This window comes from Mesobacillus boroniphilus JCM 21738, from assembly GCF_000517385.1.
Classification (GTDB): Bacteria; Bacillota; Bacilli; order Bacillales; family Cytobacillaceae; genus Mesobacillus; species Mesobacillus boroniphilus.
In genome coordinates, this window is record NZ_BAUW01000011.1 from 56,062 (window position 1) to 72,482 (window position 16,421).

Consider the following 16,421-nt stretch of genomic DNA (forward strand, 5'->3'; position numbering starts at 1 on the left):
TTTAATTCGATTTTCCAGCCCATTCTTCAACATTCCAGACTTTTGTTACCCAGTCTTCGTAGAAATCCGGTTCGTGGCTGACAAGGACAATCGTCCCTTTATAAGCCTTCAATGCTCGCTTTAATTCTGCTTTCGCAGAAATGTCAAGGTGGTTGGTAGGCTCGTCAAACAACAGCCAGTTGCTCTCATGCATCTGCAATTTTGTCAGGCGGACTTTCGCCTGCTCACCGCCGCTAAGCTGGTTCAGCGGACGGGATATATGTTCATTCTTCAGGCCGCCACGTGCCAATGCAGCACGGACCTGATGCTGATCCATGCCCGGGAATTCGCTCCAGACATCTTCAATCGGAGTGATGCTTCCTGCTTTTACTTCCTGTTCAAAGTACGAAGGGAAGAGAAAGTCGCCGCGTTCGATCTTGCCGCTCAACGCAGGGATTTTTCCAAGCATCGTTTTTAACAACGTCGATTTACCGACACCATTCATTCCGACAATCGCTATCTTCTCGCCGCGCTCGATCGTAACCGACATTTTAGGGAGAAGTGGGTGAGTATATCCAATTTCAAAGTCAGTGCCTTCAAATACATATCGGCTGCTTGCGCGTGATTCCTTAAACTCAAAAGTAGGTTTCACGGCTGTTTCAGGTCTGTCAATTCGTTCCATACGGTCAAGCTGCTTCTGTCGGCTTTTCGCACGGCCCGTTGTCGAATAGCGTGCCTTATTTTTAGCAATGAAATCTTCTTGTTTCTTGATGAATTCCTGTTGTTTTTCATATGCGTTGATATGCTGATTCTTGTTAATCTCAGCCAATTCCAGGAATTTTTCATAGGTAGCAGTATAGCGTGTGAGCTTTGAAAATTCCAGCTGGAAAATGACGTTTGAAACCGGGTTCATGAATTCAGTGTCATGTGAAATCAGGATAAAAGCATAAGGGTAATCCTTCAGGTATCTTGTAAGCCACTGGATATGCTCGACATCAAGGTAGTTGGTCGGCTCATCAAGCAGGAGAACCTTTGGTTTTTCAAGCAATAGCTTTGCAAGCAGTACTTTTGTACGCTGACCGCCGCTCAACGCAGAAACATCGCGGTCTATACCGATTGCGTCTAAACCAAGACCCCGCGCCGCTTCTTCGACCTCCATATCAAGGGAGTAGAAACCGCCTGCATCTAAGGCATCCTGGATTTCGGCCATTTGTTCAAGTAGCTTTTCGAGCTCCTCGGGAGTTGCATCCGCCATTTTTGCTGTCACTTCATTTAGTTCTTCTTCTTTCTTAAAGAGTGGAAGAAAGGCATCGCGCAATACATCGCGGATTGTTTTTCCGGGTGTCAAAACTGTATGCTGGTCAAGATATCCATACTCAACACCTGATGTCCATTCAACTTTACCGGAATCGTGTATCAACTGCCCAGTAATGATATTCATCAATGTCGACTTTCCGACACCATTCGCTCCTACAAGACCAACGTGGTCTTCCGCCAGCAAACGAAAGGAAACATCTTTAAAGAGGGTACGGTCCCCAAATGTGTGGCTTAAATTTTCTACATTTAATAAACTCATGATAAAATCCTCGCTTTAATCTATTCTAAGAGAACAAATATTTTCAATCACATTTCTTAATCATACTAAAATCTCTGGTTTTCGACCAGCGTTTTCTAGTCTGGAAGATATGGAAACTGTTTATGCCAGCTTTGTGGAATTTTACCTAATTCGGAATCCGAAACAACGACCATAGACATAGTAGTAAATTATAAAATTAGGATAAATTAACTGAATTTACAAAAAATACAGTTTTTTAATTGAATCGTAGTTTTCACCTCTGCTATATTTTTATTCAATACATAGAAGGAGGTTTAAATAATGAAAAAACGTTTGTTATCGAGTCTTATTTTAGCTGGTGCTCTGACGGTTTCTTCGGTCCCATTCAATGTCCTTGCCCATGACGAGCTTGGGGATGTCAATATTGAAAAAGGAGAGAGGGCTGGATATAGCAACGTTTCTGTCCCAGTAATGGAGGGCAGCAAAAACCTTCAATTTTTACATGAAGCAGCCGCTCCTGAAATGAAAACGGTAAGGGAAGACGGAAAACAGAATAGCTTTGCGGATGTCTATGCTCATAAAGGGTATGCATATCTTGGAACACACACCAAAAATGGCGCAAACGGAGGCGTGCGTGTATTTGATTTGAAGGATCCGTCAAATCCTAAAGAGGTTGCTGTTTTTGCCAACAATGATATCCCGGGCACGTGGCAGGAAAAGGTGATTGTTAAAAGTGTAAACACACCCACTTTCAAAGGTGACCTTGCTGTGGTAAGTGTCCAGCAGCTAAATAGTAAAAACCCAGATTCAAAAGGAGGATTCCTTCTGTATGATGTTACAAATCCAACAGAACCAAAAAAATTAGGATTTTATGAGGTAACAAAAAAGACAAGGGGAACTCATGAATTATACTTAACGATGCAGGGAAACCGCGCGATCGTACTTGCCGCCAATCCTTATGCAGACTATTATAGCCATGGGGAGGAGAAGGACTTCCAGGTTGTTGATGTCAGCGACCCTGCTAACCCTCAAAAGCTATGGGAGTTCGATCCAAGAACGCTGGAGGAAATTCCGGATGATTTTAACGGATACCATTGGAATTCTCCTGACGGAAAAACCCGTCCAGTCTTCAATCACAGCACAATGATAGATGAAACCGGTAAGTATGCTTATGTCTCCATGTGGGATCTCGGAACAGTCATTTTTGATATCAGCAATCCCGAAAACCCTCAATACCTGGGACGCACAGATTTCGGTTCCGACCAGCAGGGGTCAGCACACTCGGCAACCCTTGCAAAAGGAGGAAATGTACTGATAGAAACCAGGGAAGTTTACGTACCGATAAGAGAAGGCTATGAACAATCCTATGGTTACACAAGGATCTTTGATATCAAGGATAAGACAAACCCTAAATTGCTAAGCGAGTTCAAGACTGATTTAGTTGATAACGTGGAGGATGGTACTACATTCGCAAACACAGTCCATGATCCTAAAGTACACGGAAACACATTGTACTTATCCCACTATGCAGGAGGAGTATATGCCGTTGATATAACAAACCCTGCAAAACCTGTGCAGGTTGGGCAATATGTTCCTGAAAAAAGTGATGTATGGGGAGTGTTTGTAGACAGGAATTATATTCTTGCATCTGATATTGGGTCAGGATTAAAAGTTTTGTTAAAGAATAATAGTTCCGCTGAAACTCCCAGATATGGAGTAGAGTAAAGGATAAAAGCAAAAGCATGCAGAGATGCATGCTTTTGCTTTTTTTAGGCTCTTATACCTTTAAAAAATCGGAAGTTAGAAAAGCTATAATCAATGTTCAAATCAGCTTTTATAAAAACTTCTGTATACCTTGAAAGGTAAGCAACTTGTTTATTAATAAACAGACAGGGTAAATGGTCACTGACTAACTAATTTGAGGTGTATTACATGACAGTAACCAACAGTTTTTTATTTACTAAGGAAGATATGGTCAATCCTGACCTTGTACCTGAATGGGTAATAAATGAATATGAAAATTTCCGGAATGTCGTCACTCATCGGGAGTTTCCTTGTTACTTCGGGATGTCTGCCGAGAAAAAAGGTGAACTCCGTTATTCATATATCAGCAGGGACAATTGGGATCAATTGCCCGGCGCTATTGAAGAGTTCATTGCATTGTTTGATGAATCCAAGCCTCTTATAAGACATGGATTGTTTGTATTTGTCGAGCCCGAAATGGAAGAAAAAACAATCGAGTATTATCGTCAATATTTTTGGAATGTACTTCAGTTTTTACACGAAAAAGATACGAAGCCATGGCCTGCAGATTATCCAAAAGATCCCGACCATCATTTATGGGCATTTTCGTTTGCAGGTGAACCATTTTTTGCTTTCGGAAATGCTCCTGCCTATAAACAGCGAAAGACCAGGGACCTGGGAAATAGTCTTATTCTTGGATTTCAGCCGCGCCGAATCTTCGAGGGACTTGAAGGAACCTCAAAGGGCGGAAGTATGTCGCGTGAAAAGGTAAGGGAGCGCGTAGAGAAATGGGACAACCTGCCAAAGCACCCTAATGTCAGCCATTATGGCGACCCGGAACATAGAGAATGGAAAATGTATTTCATCGGTGACGACAGCAAACCAATAGAAGGCAAATGTCCTTTTCACCATAAATAAGACGAGAGGCTAAACTCTGATAACGGAGTTTAGCCTCTTTTAGGTCATTTGATTCTTGGTTGATTTGATAATTCAATTCTCTTAGTGAAATTCTTTAGAACCGAATTCGACATATTTAATATGTAAAATTATGCCTGGTTTTGCTATAATTGTATTGGGCTAGAACTTATTCAAAGAACAGACATCCACATCTCACACTTTTTTTAAGGAGGATGCTATATGAAGGCTACAGGAATCGTGAGGAAGACTGATCAGCTGGCAGAGTGGTCATTCCGATGGAGCTTAGGAAAAAATTGAGCATCGGTGAAAGTGATCCGCTTGAAATTTTTGTGGATGAGGATATGATAATCCTGAAGAAATACCAGCCAGATCGGACTTGCATCATAACTGGGACAATCAGCAGTGATAATATGTCACTAGCAGACGGGAAAATTATCTTAAGTAAAGAGGGAGCAGAGCAATTGATGATAGAATTGCAAAGCTACCTCGCAACTAGCTAGAAATAAAAGCGTAAGCGCCTTGATCAGCCCCGACAAGCGGTGAAGGGCCGACCGGTGAAGTCGTTCTTTGACTTCATTGGGCGGACCGAAATTGAAATGTATAGCCGACTGTTCAGAAACGCAGAAACTGGAGACTCCGACAAAGAAGCGCTTTTTGCTTCTGTGGGCGGAGTTGAAGTTTCGGAGTTTCTGGGAGGCGAAACTAGACAGGCGACTCGAGGGGCTAGGCGCTGAAGCTAGACATTATTCTTAGTACAAAAAAGATTATTTTATAAACCAACATTCAAAGCAGTCCTGCTTCCAGGACTGCTTTTTGATTACAAGTCTTTTCGGTAGATAGGCATGCTCATGCAGCGCGGGCCTCCACGTCCTCTTGATAGCTCCGAACTTGGAATCTCGATCACTTCCACTCCATTTTTACGCAACAAGTCATTCGAAACATAGTTACGGTCATAAGTAACGACCACACCTGGGGCAATCGCAAGTGTATTGGAGCCGTCGTTCCATTGTTCGCGGGCTGCTGCAATTTCATGTCCACCTCCACAGGGAATAAGTACGAGCTCCTGTAGACCAAGGACTTCTTTAAGGGTTTCTGTAAGATTTGAGCGCTCGGAAATGTTAAGCGTGTCAGGATCCTTGCCTTTTTCGAGAATATAGATTTTCATATTTCCATTAGGACCTTCAATTCCATAATGGATTGTGAATTTCTCATGATCAACCATTGTAAATACAGTATCAAGATGCATATAGGCTCTTAATTTAGGAATTTCAACTGCAACTACTTTTTTAATAGTACCGTTCCTTGCAAAAATCCGTTTCGCCAATTTTTCAATCGCTTGTGCAGACGTCCTTGCACTAACCCCAATCGCAATCACCTCAGGACTGAGTACCAACTCGTCTCCGCCTTCTAATGGATAATATTCCTCGCGGTCATACCAATGTGGAATATCATGCCCTGAGAATCTTGGATGGTGTTTAATGATAAAGTCCATGAACAAAGATTCTCTTTTTCTTGCACCTTCACACATTTTGTTTAAAGAAACTCCATTTCCAATAACGGCTGCCGGGTCCCTTGTAAAATAAAGGTTGGGCATTGGGTCAAGAAAGAATGGGTAGTAATCATCGAGCAGCTCATGTAAATGTACTTTTTTCTCTGGCTCGATTTCTGATTTTAGAACCCCTGACATGACTTTGCGGATCATTTCATCAGTTGAAAGAGAGTGAAGATACTCTTCGACTGTTTGTCTCGAGCCATTTAAATTGCTCTTGCTTTCATTCAATACTTGATCGATGAACTGTTGTTGTAATTCATCAGTTTTTAATGCTTCTTCCATTAATTTTTCTAAATAGAGAACTTCAACACCGCGGTTTCTTAATACATCCGAGAAGTAATCATGCTCTTTTTGAACCGCCGGCAGGTAAGGAATATCATCAAATAGGAGCCGTTCCAGGTATTTGGGCGTCAGGTTTTCGACTTCCTTTCCTGGCCGGTGCAGGACCACGGATTTTAACTCGCCAATTTCAGACGTTACATTCAAAGGGTATTTCATATAAGCAGCCTCCATATTCAGTATCTATTTCTATATGAAATAAGGAGGAAGTGATCATTATGTAAAACTCAAAATTTCACTGCCCCCGCCAAACTGCTTGCCTGCAGACTGGCCTCCTTTTCTATACCCTAATAAAAACTTTCAAACCTAATTTCGAGTCGTTCTTCAAAGGGGAAGAGTCTTCGTTTAATTGCCAAGGAAAGGATTTCACTGAAAAACCTGCTTCCGATGCGAAAGCGGATTTCAAAAAAATCACGCATTATGACAAAAAAAGGGAAAACTAAATAGATAAAAAAGAAAGCGTTTTCTGTCCTTCATAGATGTACAAACAAAATAAATATGATAAAGTATATTTTGTAAACACACATTAAACATGGAAAAAGAGGCATAAATATTGTCCTCTCCAAAAAGACAGATGTATCCATTATAATGACATGCCAAATTTGACGGCAGAAAGGGGATTTACGATGTCTAGTAAAACATTGGACCAATTTTTAAATGAGAATCTCGAGGATTTAAAAGGGAAGGGTTTATATAATGTAATCGACCCGCTTGAGAGCCCAAATGGACCAGTCATAACCATTAATGGGAAAGAGATGATTAACCTCTCCTCAAATAATTACCTTGGACTCGCTACGGATGAGAGACTGAAAAAGACTGCAGATGAAGCCATTGAAAAATTTGGAGTGGGTGCAGGAGCGGTGCGAACGATCAATGGTACGCTCCAGCTGCATATTGAACTTGAAGAAGTGCTGGCGAAATTCAAAAAGACAGAAGCTGCGATTGCATACCAATCCGGATTCATGTGCAATATGGCTGCCATTTCAGCTGTCATGGATAAAAATGACGCCATCCTTTCCGATGAATTGAACCATGCATCAATCATTGATGGCTGCCGTTTATCCAGAGCAAAGATCATCCGCTTCAACCACTCAGACATGGAAGATCTCCGCGCAAAAGCAAAAGAAGCGAAGGAGTCAGGCCAATACAATAAAATCATGGTTATCACTGACGGCGTATTCTCTATGGATGGAGACATCGCAAAGCTTCCAGAAATTGTTGGAATTGCAGAAGAATTCGACCTTATTTCATACGTCGATGATGCACACGGTTCAGGTGTGCTTGGAGAAGGTGCTGGAACTGTTAAGCATTTCGGCCTTTCGGATAAAGTCGATTTCCAAATTGGAACTCTATCAAAGGCCATTGGCGTTGTAGGAGGCTATGTTGCGGGTAAACGAAACTTGATCGACTGGCTGAAGGTTAGAAGCCGTCCGTTCCTTTTCTCAACTTCACTCACTCCGGCCGACGTTGCTGCCAGCAAAAAAGCAATCGAAATTTTGATGGAAAGCACAGAATTGAACGAGCGTTTATGGGAGAATGCAAACTATCTGAAGGACGGTCTGCAAAAACTCGGTTTCGACATTGGCCATTCAGAAACACCAATCACTCCATGTATCATTGGTGATGAAGTCAAGACGCAGCAGTTCAGCAAAAGATTGTACGAAGAAGGAGTATACGCTAAATCCATCGTATTCCCTACTGTACCCCGTGGAACTGGCCGTGTAAGAAATATGCCTTCGGCAGCACATACAAAAGATATGCTTGACAAGTCCATTTCTATTTATGAAAAGGTCGGCAAGGAATTAGAAATTATTTAATTGGATATGCTGGTTTGTTTAACAAGCCGGCTTCCTTTTTTCTCTTGTAATAAAGTCCGATTTATTAAACTTAGATTGATGTCCAGCTCCAGCGCCTAGCCCCTCGAGTCGCTTCGGTCCTGCCAATGAAAGTCAAAGAACGACTTCACTGTCAGGCCCACCAGCGCTTGTCGGGTCTGACCTAGGCGCTTGCGCTTTTCTTATGGAGGGAGTACTTAAAATGAAGAAGATTTTGATTACTGGCGCGCTTGGCCAGATTGGTTCTGAACTAACAGTTAAACTACGTGACATCTATGGTCAGGACAATGTAATTGCGACGGACATCAGGATAACTGATTCAGAAGCTGCTAACAACGGCCCATTTGAGATCCTAGATGTAATGGACGCAAACAAAATGATGGAACTTGCAAAGAAATATAATGTCGATACCATCATGCATATGGCAGCATTGCTGTCTGCCACGCTGAAACAAAGCCGGTATTTGCCTGGAACCTTAACATGGGCGGTTTAATGAACTCTCTTGAAACAGCAAGAGAACTCAATTTGCAATTTTTCACACCAAGCTCCATTGGTGCATTCGGGCCTAATACTCCTAAGGACAGTACCCCTCAGGACACCATCCAGCGTCCAACTACCATGTATGGTGTGAACAAGGTTGCCGGCGAATTGCTTGCAGATTACTATTTCCACCGTTTTGGGGTAGACACAAGAGGAGTAAGATTCCCTGGATTGATTTCTTATGTAACCCCTCCAGGCGGAGGTACAACGGATTATGCTGTAGAAATCTACTATGAAGCAATCAAAAATGGAAAATACAGTTCATATATTGATAAAGGCACTTATATGGACATGATGTATATGCCAGATGCGCTTGGGGCGATCATTGACCTGATGGAAGCTGACCCTTCCAGGCTGATGCACAGAAATGCTTTTAACGTTACGGCAATGAGTTTGATCCAGAGGAACTTACAGCGGAAATCAAGAAGCATATTCCTGGGTTTGAAATCTCTTATAATGTCGATCCTGTGAGACAGGCCATTGCCAACAGCTGGCCTAATTCTATCGATGCATCAGCTGCGGCTGAAGAGTGGGGATTCAAAGCGAAATATGACATCTCAAGTATGACTGCTGACATGCTGGAAAAATTAAAAGCAAAGCTATAGATAAAAGGAAAAGGTGAAATCTCATTGATTTCACCTTTTTACATAGATTAGTTTATCTTTCTTTTCTATGACTTTCCCAACGATAGCCGCGTGAAAGAGCCCTTTATTTTTTAAGGCTTCGACATACTGCCCGGCTTCACTTTCAGGAAGCGAAACGAGTAGACCTCCAGAAGTAATCGCATCACATAGTACCAACTGCTCTTCTGTAGAAATGTCCTCATACTCCACATTGTTATCCAGCCATTTATGGTTGGATTTTGATCCTCCTGGCACTATTCCTTTTGCAGCCAATTCATATGTACCATCTAAAACAGGTACATCCGTTAACGAAATCTCAAAACTGACATTGCTGCCACGTGCAATCTCGCTGCCATGACCAAGCAGGCCAAAACCTGTCACGTCGGTAACGGCGTGTGGAGTAAAGTCTTTCAGCGCATCTGCAGCAGACTTGTTCAGTAAAGCCATTGTTTCGGTTACTTCCCGCTCCTGTTCAGCAGTGACAGCGCTGCGCTTGATTCCTGTAGTCAAGATACCGACTCCAATAGGTTTTGATAGAACAAGCAGATCACCCGGTTCTGCACCGACATTTTTCCAGATGGCTCCAGGGTGGGCCAGACCCGTGACAGATAAGCCGAATTTTGGTTCCTGGTCATCGATTGAATGACCGCCGATCGTCAATGCACCAGCTTCCTTCACTTTGTCACTGGCACCTCTTAATATTTCTGCAAGCATATCTGGACCAAGCTTTTTAATAGGATAGCCCACAATATTAAGGACTGTTTTAGGTTCACCGCCCATTGCATAAACATCGCTCAGGGCATTAGCGGCTGCAATCTGTCCAAACATATATGGGTCGTCCACTACAGGGGTGAAGTAATCAATCGTTTGGATCAGGGCGATATCTTCTGTAAGTTTATATACACCTGCATCATCGGAAGTCTCATGTCCGACAAGCAATTCAGGAACATTTTCCTGTGCTGGCAATAGACGCAAAACTTGCGTCAAGTCCTCGGGACTGATTTTGCATCCTCAGCCAGCCTTTGTTGATAGTGAAGTCAAACGGATTTTCTCGTGTTCACTCAACCTGATCACCTCCAAAAAAGTATACTCTTTCTTGTTTTGAAAATCATCCCTAAGCTAATATTATTTGCACTGTTATTGGCTTTACACTAAAATGACAGTAAATACATATAAAAAGTATTACAGGGGGATTTTGCAATGAAGAATTTTCAAGTAACCATCCAATTTTGCATGCAGTGAAATTATGCACCAAAAGCCGCGAGTTTCGCGGAAGAATTATTCACGCATTTCCGAAGCCAGATTGAGAAGATGGAACTGATCCCAGCTTCCAAAGGAGCTTTTGAAGTCACGATCAATGGCCAGACAATATATTCGAAACTGGATACAGGTGTTTTCCCTGATTCAGGCGAAATGATTAAACAAATGGAAGCGATGAAATAATGCCCTGCAAATTGCCAGGGTTTTTTTATACACTTTATCAAGATTTTTCACGGTTTATACGCTTTCCATTTATCCTTAAAGTTCACCGTTTTGAAAAAACTTTTAATTGGGCAATAATGATATAATTAATGAATGCACTAATGTTGTGGGGGAGATTCAGTTTGAAACAGTTTTTAAGGCAGCTACCTGCTGTTCATGAACTACAGAAAGATTCCAGGTTTGTTGTTTTGGCCAAGAAGCATGATGCAGACGCTGAACGTTTTACAGACATAATCAAAGATGTATTAAATGATATAAGGAAAGAGATTGTGAACGGAAAATGGAGCGGGCCAGAGCCTGGTACCCAACTGTTTTTTGACCATCTATTTACATTGCTTGATTCATCGGCAACAGAGAGATTTGACTATACACTGAAAAGGGTCATTAACGCTACAGGGACCATTCTGCATACGAATCTTGGAAGGGCAAGATTGAGCGAGAATGCAGTGAAGCATGTAGTAGAAACCGCGAGGAATTATTCCAATCTTGAATATCGGTTGAAGGAAGGCGAGCGCGGGTTACGGCACAGCCATGTCGAAAGCCTGGTTAAAAAAGTCACTGGGGCCGAAGCAGCGATGGTCGTTAATAATAATGCAGCAGCAATTTATTTAATCATGAGTGCACTTGCAAAAAACAAAGAGGTCATTGTTTCACGCGGGCAGCTTGTTGAAATCGGCGGCTCCTTCCGAATTTCTTCCATTATGGAAGAAAGCGGAGCTCATTTAGTGGAAGTTGGAACAACAAATAAAACACATTTATATGACTATGAGAATGCAATCACTGAAGATACCGGATGATCTTGAAGGTTCATACAAGTAATTTTAAAATATATGGATTCTCGAAAACTGTCGATACAGAAGAATTGGCCCAATTATCAAGCAAGCACGACCAGGTCATTTTTTACGAAGACCTTGGGAGCGGGTGTTCTCTATGATTTCACCCGCCATGGAATCGGAGACGAACCAGTTGTAGGAGAAGTACTGAAAATGGGGGCAGATATCGTTTCATTCAGTGGGGACAAGCTTCTTGGCGGGCCACAGGCCGGTATTATCGCAGGGAAGAAAGCACTGATTGATAAGCTGAAAAAACACCAGCTGGCTAGAGTTGTTCGAGTAGATAAAATGACACTAGCGGCGTTAGAGGGGACTTTGATGGATTACTTAAGGGGTGAGCATGGCTTACACCATATCCCGACACTAAGAGACTTGCTTGTTCCTCTTGAGGAACTGAGAGCCAGGGCTGAGCGTTTTGTCGAGGACCTTAATCCCTTTGAAATTGGGCTAAAAGCGGTTGTGACAGAAGGAACCAGCCAGGTTGGCGGAGGGACGATGCCTGATGTCCAGCTTCCAACCTATCTTGTCTCAATAAGTCATCCGGAGGTTAACGCTGAACATATTGCCAGAAAGCTCCGTACTGAACATTCCCCGGCAATCGTTGTCCGCATACAAAAGGAAGAGGTTAATGTTGATCTTCGGACCGTTACAAAAGAAGAAGAAGGACATCTTTTGAATGCTTTTAAACAAATTAAAGAGTAAGGGCTGCCTATTCTGGCTGCCCTTACTTTTTTGAGGTTTTCCGCCGTCAATGCGCCTTGAATTTTTTACATATCGTGATGTGAGTTATGTTTTTGGCGAGTATGGTTTCGGTTTTTTACTTTTTTTGATCCACTTAATGGAGCAGGCTGGCTGTCTTGATCGCCCTTCGGAGCATTCTTTCGCATATCTTTGGAATCATTTTTGTTCATTGCTCATCCCTCCTGACTTTAGGATTAGATTTTCTATCGAATTTATACTGAATAAATTACTTGTAACTGAGCAATTTAACGGTATAGATTTAATACACCAGGAGGAAATCACACATGCCTTATCATAAAGATAAACAGCAATCCTTTCAGGCAGCACAGCAAGGATTCGAAGACGCACAAGGACTATACTCGGAGATCGTACGTGACAGCGCAAGCTATGGACATCAGCTGAAACACCTCAAAAATGAAGTAAACGAAGCATTCCAGCAAATCGAAAATGCCCTTGAAAACGCATCAGAACACCAACGGGCACAGCTTGAAAGATTCCAGCAGGATTTGCAAAGCATTGTAACTGAGGTTAATATGGAATAACAGGAAAAGCGGAAGGGAAGCCTTCCGCTTTTTGTTTCTTAATGATTCTTTTTCCTCTTCTTATTGTTTTGCTTTTCCAGTTCTGATAATGGCTCATTTGCCATTTCCTCGTTATATCCAGCTCCAATGCCTTGGGCGTTTGCAGCATTTGCTCCGGGAATGACATGATTTGCTTTTCTTTTTACCACAGAATTCACCTCCATCTGCCATATTTTTTCCCGTAAAACACTGCACAATCCAGCTTTTTCATTTTTGTAAAATAGTTTTTGTTCAAGTTGGCGTAGAAAGGGAAATGATTTTTTCTTTGATAAAGTCCCCTTCAGATTGTTTTAATACTGTTTACAATTTTTATAATAAGAAAAACTTATCAACCACAATAACTTTCTTGTTATTTACTTATACACAAGGTTATATTAATATGAAATTGTGAGAAAAGTTAGGATGGAATACAAGATTCTAACTTTTCGACAATTACTTATATTTAGTTTATGATGTTTACGTAAAAGAAGGGGGTAAACATATGTCAAACCAAGATATTTTTAACGCCCGCAGTTCATTTGAAGTTGACGGGAAACGCTATCATTACTATAGCCTGGCAGCATTAGAAAAGGCTGGAATCGGCAATGTATCAAAACTGCCTTACTCAGTGAAGGTTTTGCTTGAATCCGTACTTCGCCAGCATGATGGCTTTGTGATTACAAAAGAACACGTTGAAAATTTAGCAAAATGGGGAACTAGCGAAGTTAAAGAAGTGGATGTGCCTTTCAAGCCTTCCCGTGTCATTCTCCAGGACTTCACTGGTGTACCAGCAGTCGTTGACCTTGCATCACTTAGAAAAGCAATGGCTGACATGGGTGGGGATCCAGACAAAATCAATCCTGAGAAGCCGGTTGATCTAGTAATCGACCACTCTGTACAGGTTGACAAATACGGAACTCCAGACGCACTAAATGTAAATATGGAACTTGAATTTGAACGTAATGCTGAACGTTACCAGTTCTTGAGCTGGGCACAAAAAGCATTCGATAACTACCGTGCTGTTCCACCAGCAACAGGTATCGTGCACCAGGTTAACCTTGAGTACCTTGCAAATGTTGTCCACGCTGTAGAGAATGCAGATGGCGAATTTGAAACTTTCCCTGATTCATTGGTAGGTACTGACTCACATACTACAATGATTAATGGTATTGGTGTTCTTGGATGGGGCGTAGGCGGTATCGAAGCAGAAGCTGGAATGCTTGGCCAGCCTTCATACTTCCCAGTTCCAGAAGTAGTAGGTGTTAAATTAGTAGGAGATATGCCGAACGGCGCTACTGCAACTGACCTTGCACTTAAAGTGACTCAGGTTCTTCGCAGCAAAGGTGTAGTTGGCAAATTCGTCGAGTTCTTCGGACCTGGCGTAGTTACACTTCCACTTGCTGACCGTGCGACAGTTGCCAACATGGCACCAGAATACGGCGCAACTTGCGGATTCTTCCCAGTTGACGGAGAAGCATTGGATTACATGCGTTTAACTGGACGCACAGAAGATCACATTAAAGTGGTTGAGGCATACTGCAAGGAGAACGGATTATTCTTCGATCCTGCATTAGAGCCAGTTTATACTGATGTTGTAGAAATCAATCTTTCAGAAATCGAAGCTAACCTTTCCGGTCCTAAGCGTCCACAGGACTTGATCCCGCTATCAGAGATGCAAAAGTCCTTCAAGGAAGCATTGACTGCACCTGCAGGGAACCAGGGATTTGGCTTAGATAAGAAAGAAATCAAAAAAGAAGCTGTTGTTGAGTTTGCTAATGGCGACCAAACAACTATGAAGACTGGTGCAATTGCAATTGCAGCGATCACTAGCTGTACCAATACATCCAACCCATACGTACTTGTAGGAGCAGGCCTTGTTGCCAAGAAAGCTGTTGAATTAGGAATGGAAGTTCCTAAGTTTGTTAAGACTTCATTGGCACCAGGTTCAAAGGTTGTAACTGGATACCTTCGTGATTCAGCATTGCTTCCTTACCTTGAAACACTTGGCTTTAACCTTGTTGGTTATGGATGTACGACATGTATCGGTAACTCCGGTCCATTAAAGCCGGAAATTGAAAAGTCTGTAGCTGAAAGTGATCTTCTTGTTACGTCTGTCCTTTCAGGAAACCGTAACTTTGAAGGACGTATCCACCCGCTTGTAAAAGCAAACTACCTGGCATCACCGCCATTGGTTGTTGCATATGCTCTTGCAGGAACTGTGGATATCGACCTGCAGAACGATCCAATCGGAAAAGACAAAGACGGCAACGATGTATTCTTCAAGGATATCTGGCCATCAACTGCAGAAGTGAATGAAGTCGTTCACCGAGTAGTTACACCAGAGCTTTTCCTCAGAGAATACCAAACAGTATTCACTGATAATGAGAAGTGGAACGAGATCCAAACAAACAGCGATCCACTTTATACATTTGATGAAGATTCAACTTATATCGCAAACCCACCATTCTTTGAAGGTTTAACTCCAGAGGCTGGGGAAGTTGCGCCATTGAACAACCTTCGTATTGTTGGTAAGTTCGGTGATTCTGTAACAACTGACCATATTTCTCCTGCAGGTGCGATCGGCAAAGATACACCAGCTGGAAAATATCTGCGTGAAAAGGGTGTAGAACCTCGCGACTTCAACTCTTACGGTTCACGCCGTGGTAACCACGAAGTCATGATGCGCGGAACTTTCGCAAACATCCGTATCAAGAACCAAATCGCTCCTGGCACAGAAGGCGGCTTCACAACTTACTGGCCAACGAACGAAGTCATGTCCATCTTTGATGCTTGCATGAAGTACAAAGAGCAGGGCACTGGCCTAATGGTTATCGCAGGAAAAGATTACGGTATGGGATCGTCCGTGACTGGGCTGCAAAGGGTACTAACCTATTAGGAATCAAGACTGTTATCGCTGAAAGCTTCGAGCGTATCCACCGTTCAAACCTTGTATTGATGGGCGTACTGCCACTTCAATTTAAAGCTGGTGAAAACGCAGAAACTCTAGGTCTGACAGGAAGAGAATCATTTGATGTCCAGATCGATGAAAAAGTCCGCCCACGCGACATCATCACTGTGACAGCTACTGACGAAGACGGCAACAAGAAGACTTTCGAAGTTCTTGTACGTTTCGATTCAGAAGTCGAAATCGACTACTACCGTCACGGCGGAATCCTGCAAATGGTTCTTCGTGATAAACTAAAAGCGTAAATAATTCAACTGAACCCCCTGGCCATTATATGGACCAGGGGGTTTTTGGTTTTTTCGGTATAAAATTGATCTATTTTTCGGTTGGTGGTAGGAATGACTCGAAAAAGGGAATCTTTCTGCCTGAAAGGTATCCTTATTAGGGAGGAAGTACTTGCATAAGGGTATGTTACTGCCCAAACGGTACCCTTATGAGGAAGGGATGACTTGCATAAAGGTATCTTTCTGCCTGAACGGTACCCTTATGAGGAAGGGATGGCTTGCATAAGGGTATCTTTCTGCCTGAACGGTACCCTTATGAGGGAAGAATGGCTTACATAAGGGTATGATACTGCCTGAACGGTACCCTTATGAGGAGGAAGTACTTGCATAAGGTTATGATATTGCCTGAACGATATCCTTATAAGGGAGGAATAGCTTACATAAGGGTACGATACCGCCTGAACGGTACCCTTATGATGAGGGAAGTTCTTACATAAGGGTATAGCGAAATGCATGAATGCTGGCTCAATCC

11 protein-coding genes and 5 pseudogenes are annotated in these 16,421 nt (G+C 42.5%); 11 read left to right on the forward strand and 5 right to left on the reverse strand.

Features of this window, described 5'->3' with window-relative positions:
- Nucleotide 1: 1 nt before the first annotated feature.
- Entirely contained in the window at nucleotides 2–1,555 is a 1,554-nt protein-coding gene (locus tag JCM21738_RS05625) for an ABC-F family ATP-binding cassette domain-containing protein (protein WP_023614196.1), read from the reverse strand.
- Nucleotides 1,556–1,855: 300 nt separating this feature from the next.
- On the opposite strand from JCM21738_RS05625, the gene JCM21738_RS05630 reads away from it, so the two are divergent.
- From JCM21738_RS05630 to JCM21738_RS05645, 4 genes and pseudogenes are all read left to right on the forward strand, one after another.
- Complete coding sequence (locus JCM21738_RS05630; protein WP_023614197.1) at nucleotides 1,856–3,259, forward strand: LVIVD repeat-containing protein; 1,404 nt, start codon at nucleotides 1,856–1,858, stop codon at nucleotides 3,257–3,259.
- 207 nt (nucleotides 3,260–3,466) lie between these two features.
- Nucleotides 3,467–4,195 carry a YqcI/YcgG family protein gene (locus JCM21738_RS05635; RefSeq protein WP_023614198.1) on the forward strand — a complete coding sequence of 243 codons (729 nt, stop codon included), beginning with the start codon at nucleotides 3,467–3,469 and terminating at the stop codon, nucleotides 4,193–4,195.
- Nucleotides 4,196–4,414: 219 nt separating this feature from the next.
- A pseudogene (locus JCM21738_RS05640) lies at nucleotides 4,415–4,695 on the forward strand (AbrB/MazE/SpoVT family DNA-binding domain-containing protein).
- 54 nt (nucleotides 4,696–4,749) lie between these two features.
- On the forward strand, nucleotides 4,750–4,929 hold the full coding sequence (locus JCM21738_RS05645) for a hypothetical protein (protein ID WP_023614200.1): 180 nt from the start codon (nucleotides 4,750–4,752) through the stop codon (nucleotides 4,927–4,929).
- Between the two features lie 83 nt (nucleotides 4,930–5,012).
- Here the strand turns inward: JCM21738_RS05645 and arcA are convergent, their stop codons facing one another.
- Nucleotides 5,013–6,245, reverse strand: coding sequence for an arginine deiminase (gene arcA / locus JCM21738_RS05650; protein ID WP_023614201.1), 1,233 nt, complete (start codon nucleotides 6,243–6,245; stop codon nucleotides 5,013–5,015).
- A gap of 467 nt (nucleotides 6,246–6,712) precedes the next feature.
- Here arcA and JCM21738_RS05655 point away from each other — a divergent pair, with 467 nt between their 5' ends.
- From JCM21738_RS05655 to JCM21738_RS25425, 3 genes and pseudogenes are all read left to right on the forward strand, one after another.
- Nucleotides 6,713–7,903: a glycine C-acetyltransferase gene (locus tag JCM21738_RS05655; RefSeq protein WP_023614202.1), complete on the forward strand. Its 1,191-nt coding sequence runs from the start codon at nucleotides 6,713–6,715 to the stop codon at nucleotides 7,901–7,903.
- Between the two features lie 220 nt (nucleotides 7,904–8,123).
- Nucleotides 8,124–8,932, forward strand: a pseudogene (locus JCM21738_RS05660) (NAD-dependent epimerase/dehydratase family protein).
- Nucleotides 8,929–9,066 carry a hypothetical protein gene (locus tag JCM21738_RS25425; RefSeq protein WP_243462905.1) on the forward strand — a complete coding sequence of 46 codons (138 nt, stop codon included), beginning with the start codon at nucleotides 8,929–8,931 and terminating at the stop codon, nucleotides 9,064–9,066. Before JCM21738_RS05660 ends, JCM21738_RS25425 begins: the two are co-directional and overlap by 4 nt.
- Before the next feature lie 30 nt (nucleotides 9,067–9,096).
- Here the strand turns inward: JCM21738_RS25425 and selD are convergent, their stop codons facing one another.
- Nucleotides 9,097–10,149, reverse strand: coding sequence for a selenide, water dikinase SelD (gene selD / locus JCM21738_RS05665; protein WP_081742050.1), 1,053 nt, complete (start codon nucleotides 10,147–10,149; stop codon nucleotides 9,097–9,099).
- Between the two features lie 189 nt (nucleotides 10,150–10,338).
- Here selD and JCM21738_RS23060 point away from each other — a divergent pair.
- Together JCM21738_RS23060 and selA are read left to right on the forward strand one after the other, a co-directional pair.
- Nucleotides 10,339–10,527: pseudogene (locus tag JCM21738_RS23060) on the forward strand (Rdx family protein); the annotation flags it as partial.
- A 161-nt stretch (nucleotides 10,528–10,688) separates the two neighbouring features.
- Nucleotides 10,689–12,101 (forward strand): annotated as a pseudogene (gene selA, locus JCM21738_RS27665) (L-seryl-tRNA(Sec) selenium transferase).
- A 65-nt stretch (nucleotides 12,102–12,166) separates the two neighbouring features.
- Here selA and JCM21738_RS23065 read toward each other — a convergent pair.
- Entirely contained in the window at nucleotides 12,167–12,310 is a 144-nt protein-coding gene (locus JCM21738_RS23065) for a small acid-soluble spore protein P (protein ID WP_023614207.1), read from the reverse strand.
- 114 nt (nucleotides 12,311–12,424) lie between these two features.
- Between JCM21738_RS23065 and JCM21738_RS05675 the strand changes: the two genes are divergently transcribed.
- Entirely contained in the window at nucleotides 12,425–12,682 is a 258-nt protein-coding gene (locus JCM21738_RS05675) for a hypothetical protein (RefSeq protein WP_023614208.1), read from the forward strand.
- Between the two features lie 38 nt (nucleotides 12,683–12,720).
- On the opposite strand, the gene sspO is transcribed toward JCM21738_RS05675, so the two are convergent.
- On the reverse strand, nucleotides 12,721–12,870 hold the full coding sequence (gene sspO, locus JCM21738_RS05680) for a small acid-soluble spore protein SspO (RefSeq protein ID WP_023614209.1): 150 nt from the start codon (nucleotides 12,868–12,870) through the stop codon (nucleotides 12,721–12,723).
- Nucleotides 12,871–13,202: 332 nt separating this feature from the next.
- Here sspO and acnA point away from each other — a divergent pair.
- Nucleotides 13,203–15,910 (forward strand): annotated as a pseudogene (gene acnA, locus JCM21738_RS05685) (aconitate hydratase AcnA).
- Nucleotides 15,911–16,421: the final 511 nt, after the last annotated feature.

Coding starts and splice junctions, on each gene's coding strand:
- JCM21738_RS05625 (WP_023614196.1), bottom strand. CDS start 1,555: ATGAGTTTATTAAATGTAGAAAATTTAAGCCACACATTTGGGGACCGT.
- JCM21738_RS05630 (WP_023614197.1), top strand. CDS start 1,856: ATGAAAAAACGTTTGTTATCGAGTCTTATTTTAGCTGGTGCTCTGACG.
- JCM21738_RS05635 (WP_023614198.1), top strand. CDS start 3,467: ATGACAGTAACCAACAGTTTTTTATTTACTAAGGAAGATATGGTCAAT.
- arcA (WP_023614201.1), bottom strand. CDS start 6,245: ATGAAATACCCTTTGAATGTAACGTCTGAAATTGGCGAGTTAAAATCC.
- JCM21738_RS05655 (WP_023614202.1), top strand. CDS start 6,713: ATGTCTAGTAAAACATTGGACCAATTTTTAAATGAGAATCTCGAGGAT.
- JCM21738_RS23065 (WP_023614207.1), bottom strand. CDS start 12,310: ATGAACAAAAATGATTCCAAAGATATGCGAAAGAATGCTCCGAAGGGC.
- JCM21738_RS05675 (WP_023614208.1), top strand. CDS start 12,425: ATGCCTTATCATAAAGATAAACAGCAATCCTTTCAGGCAGCACAGCAA.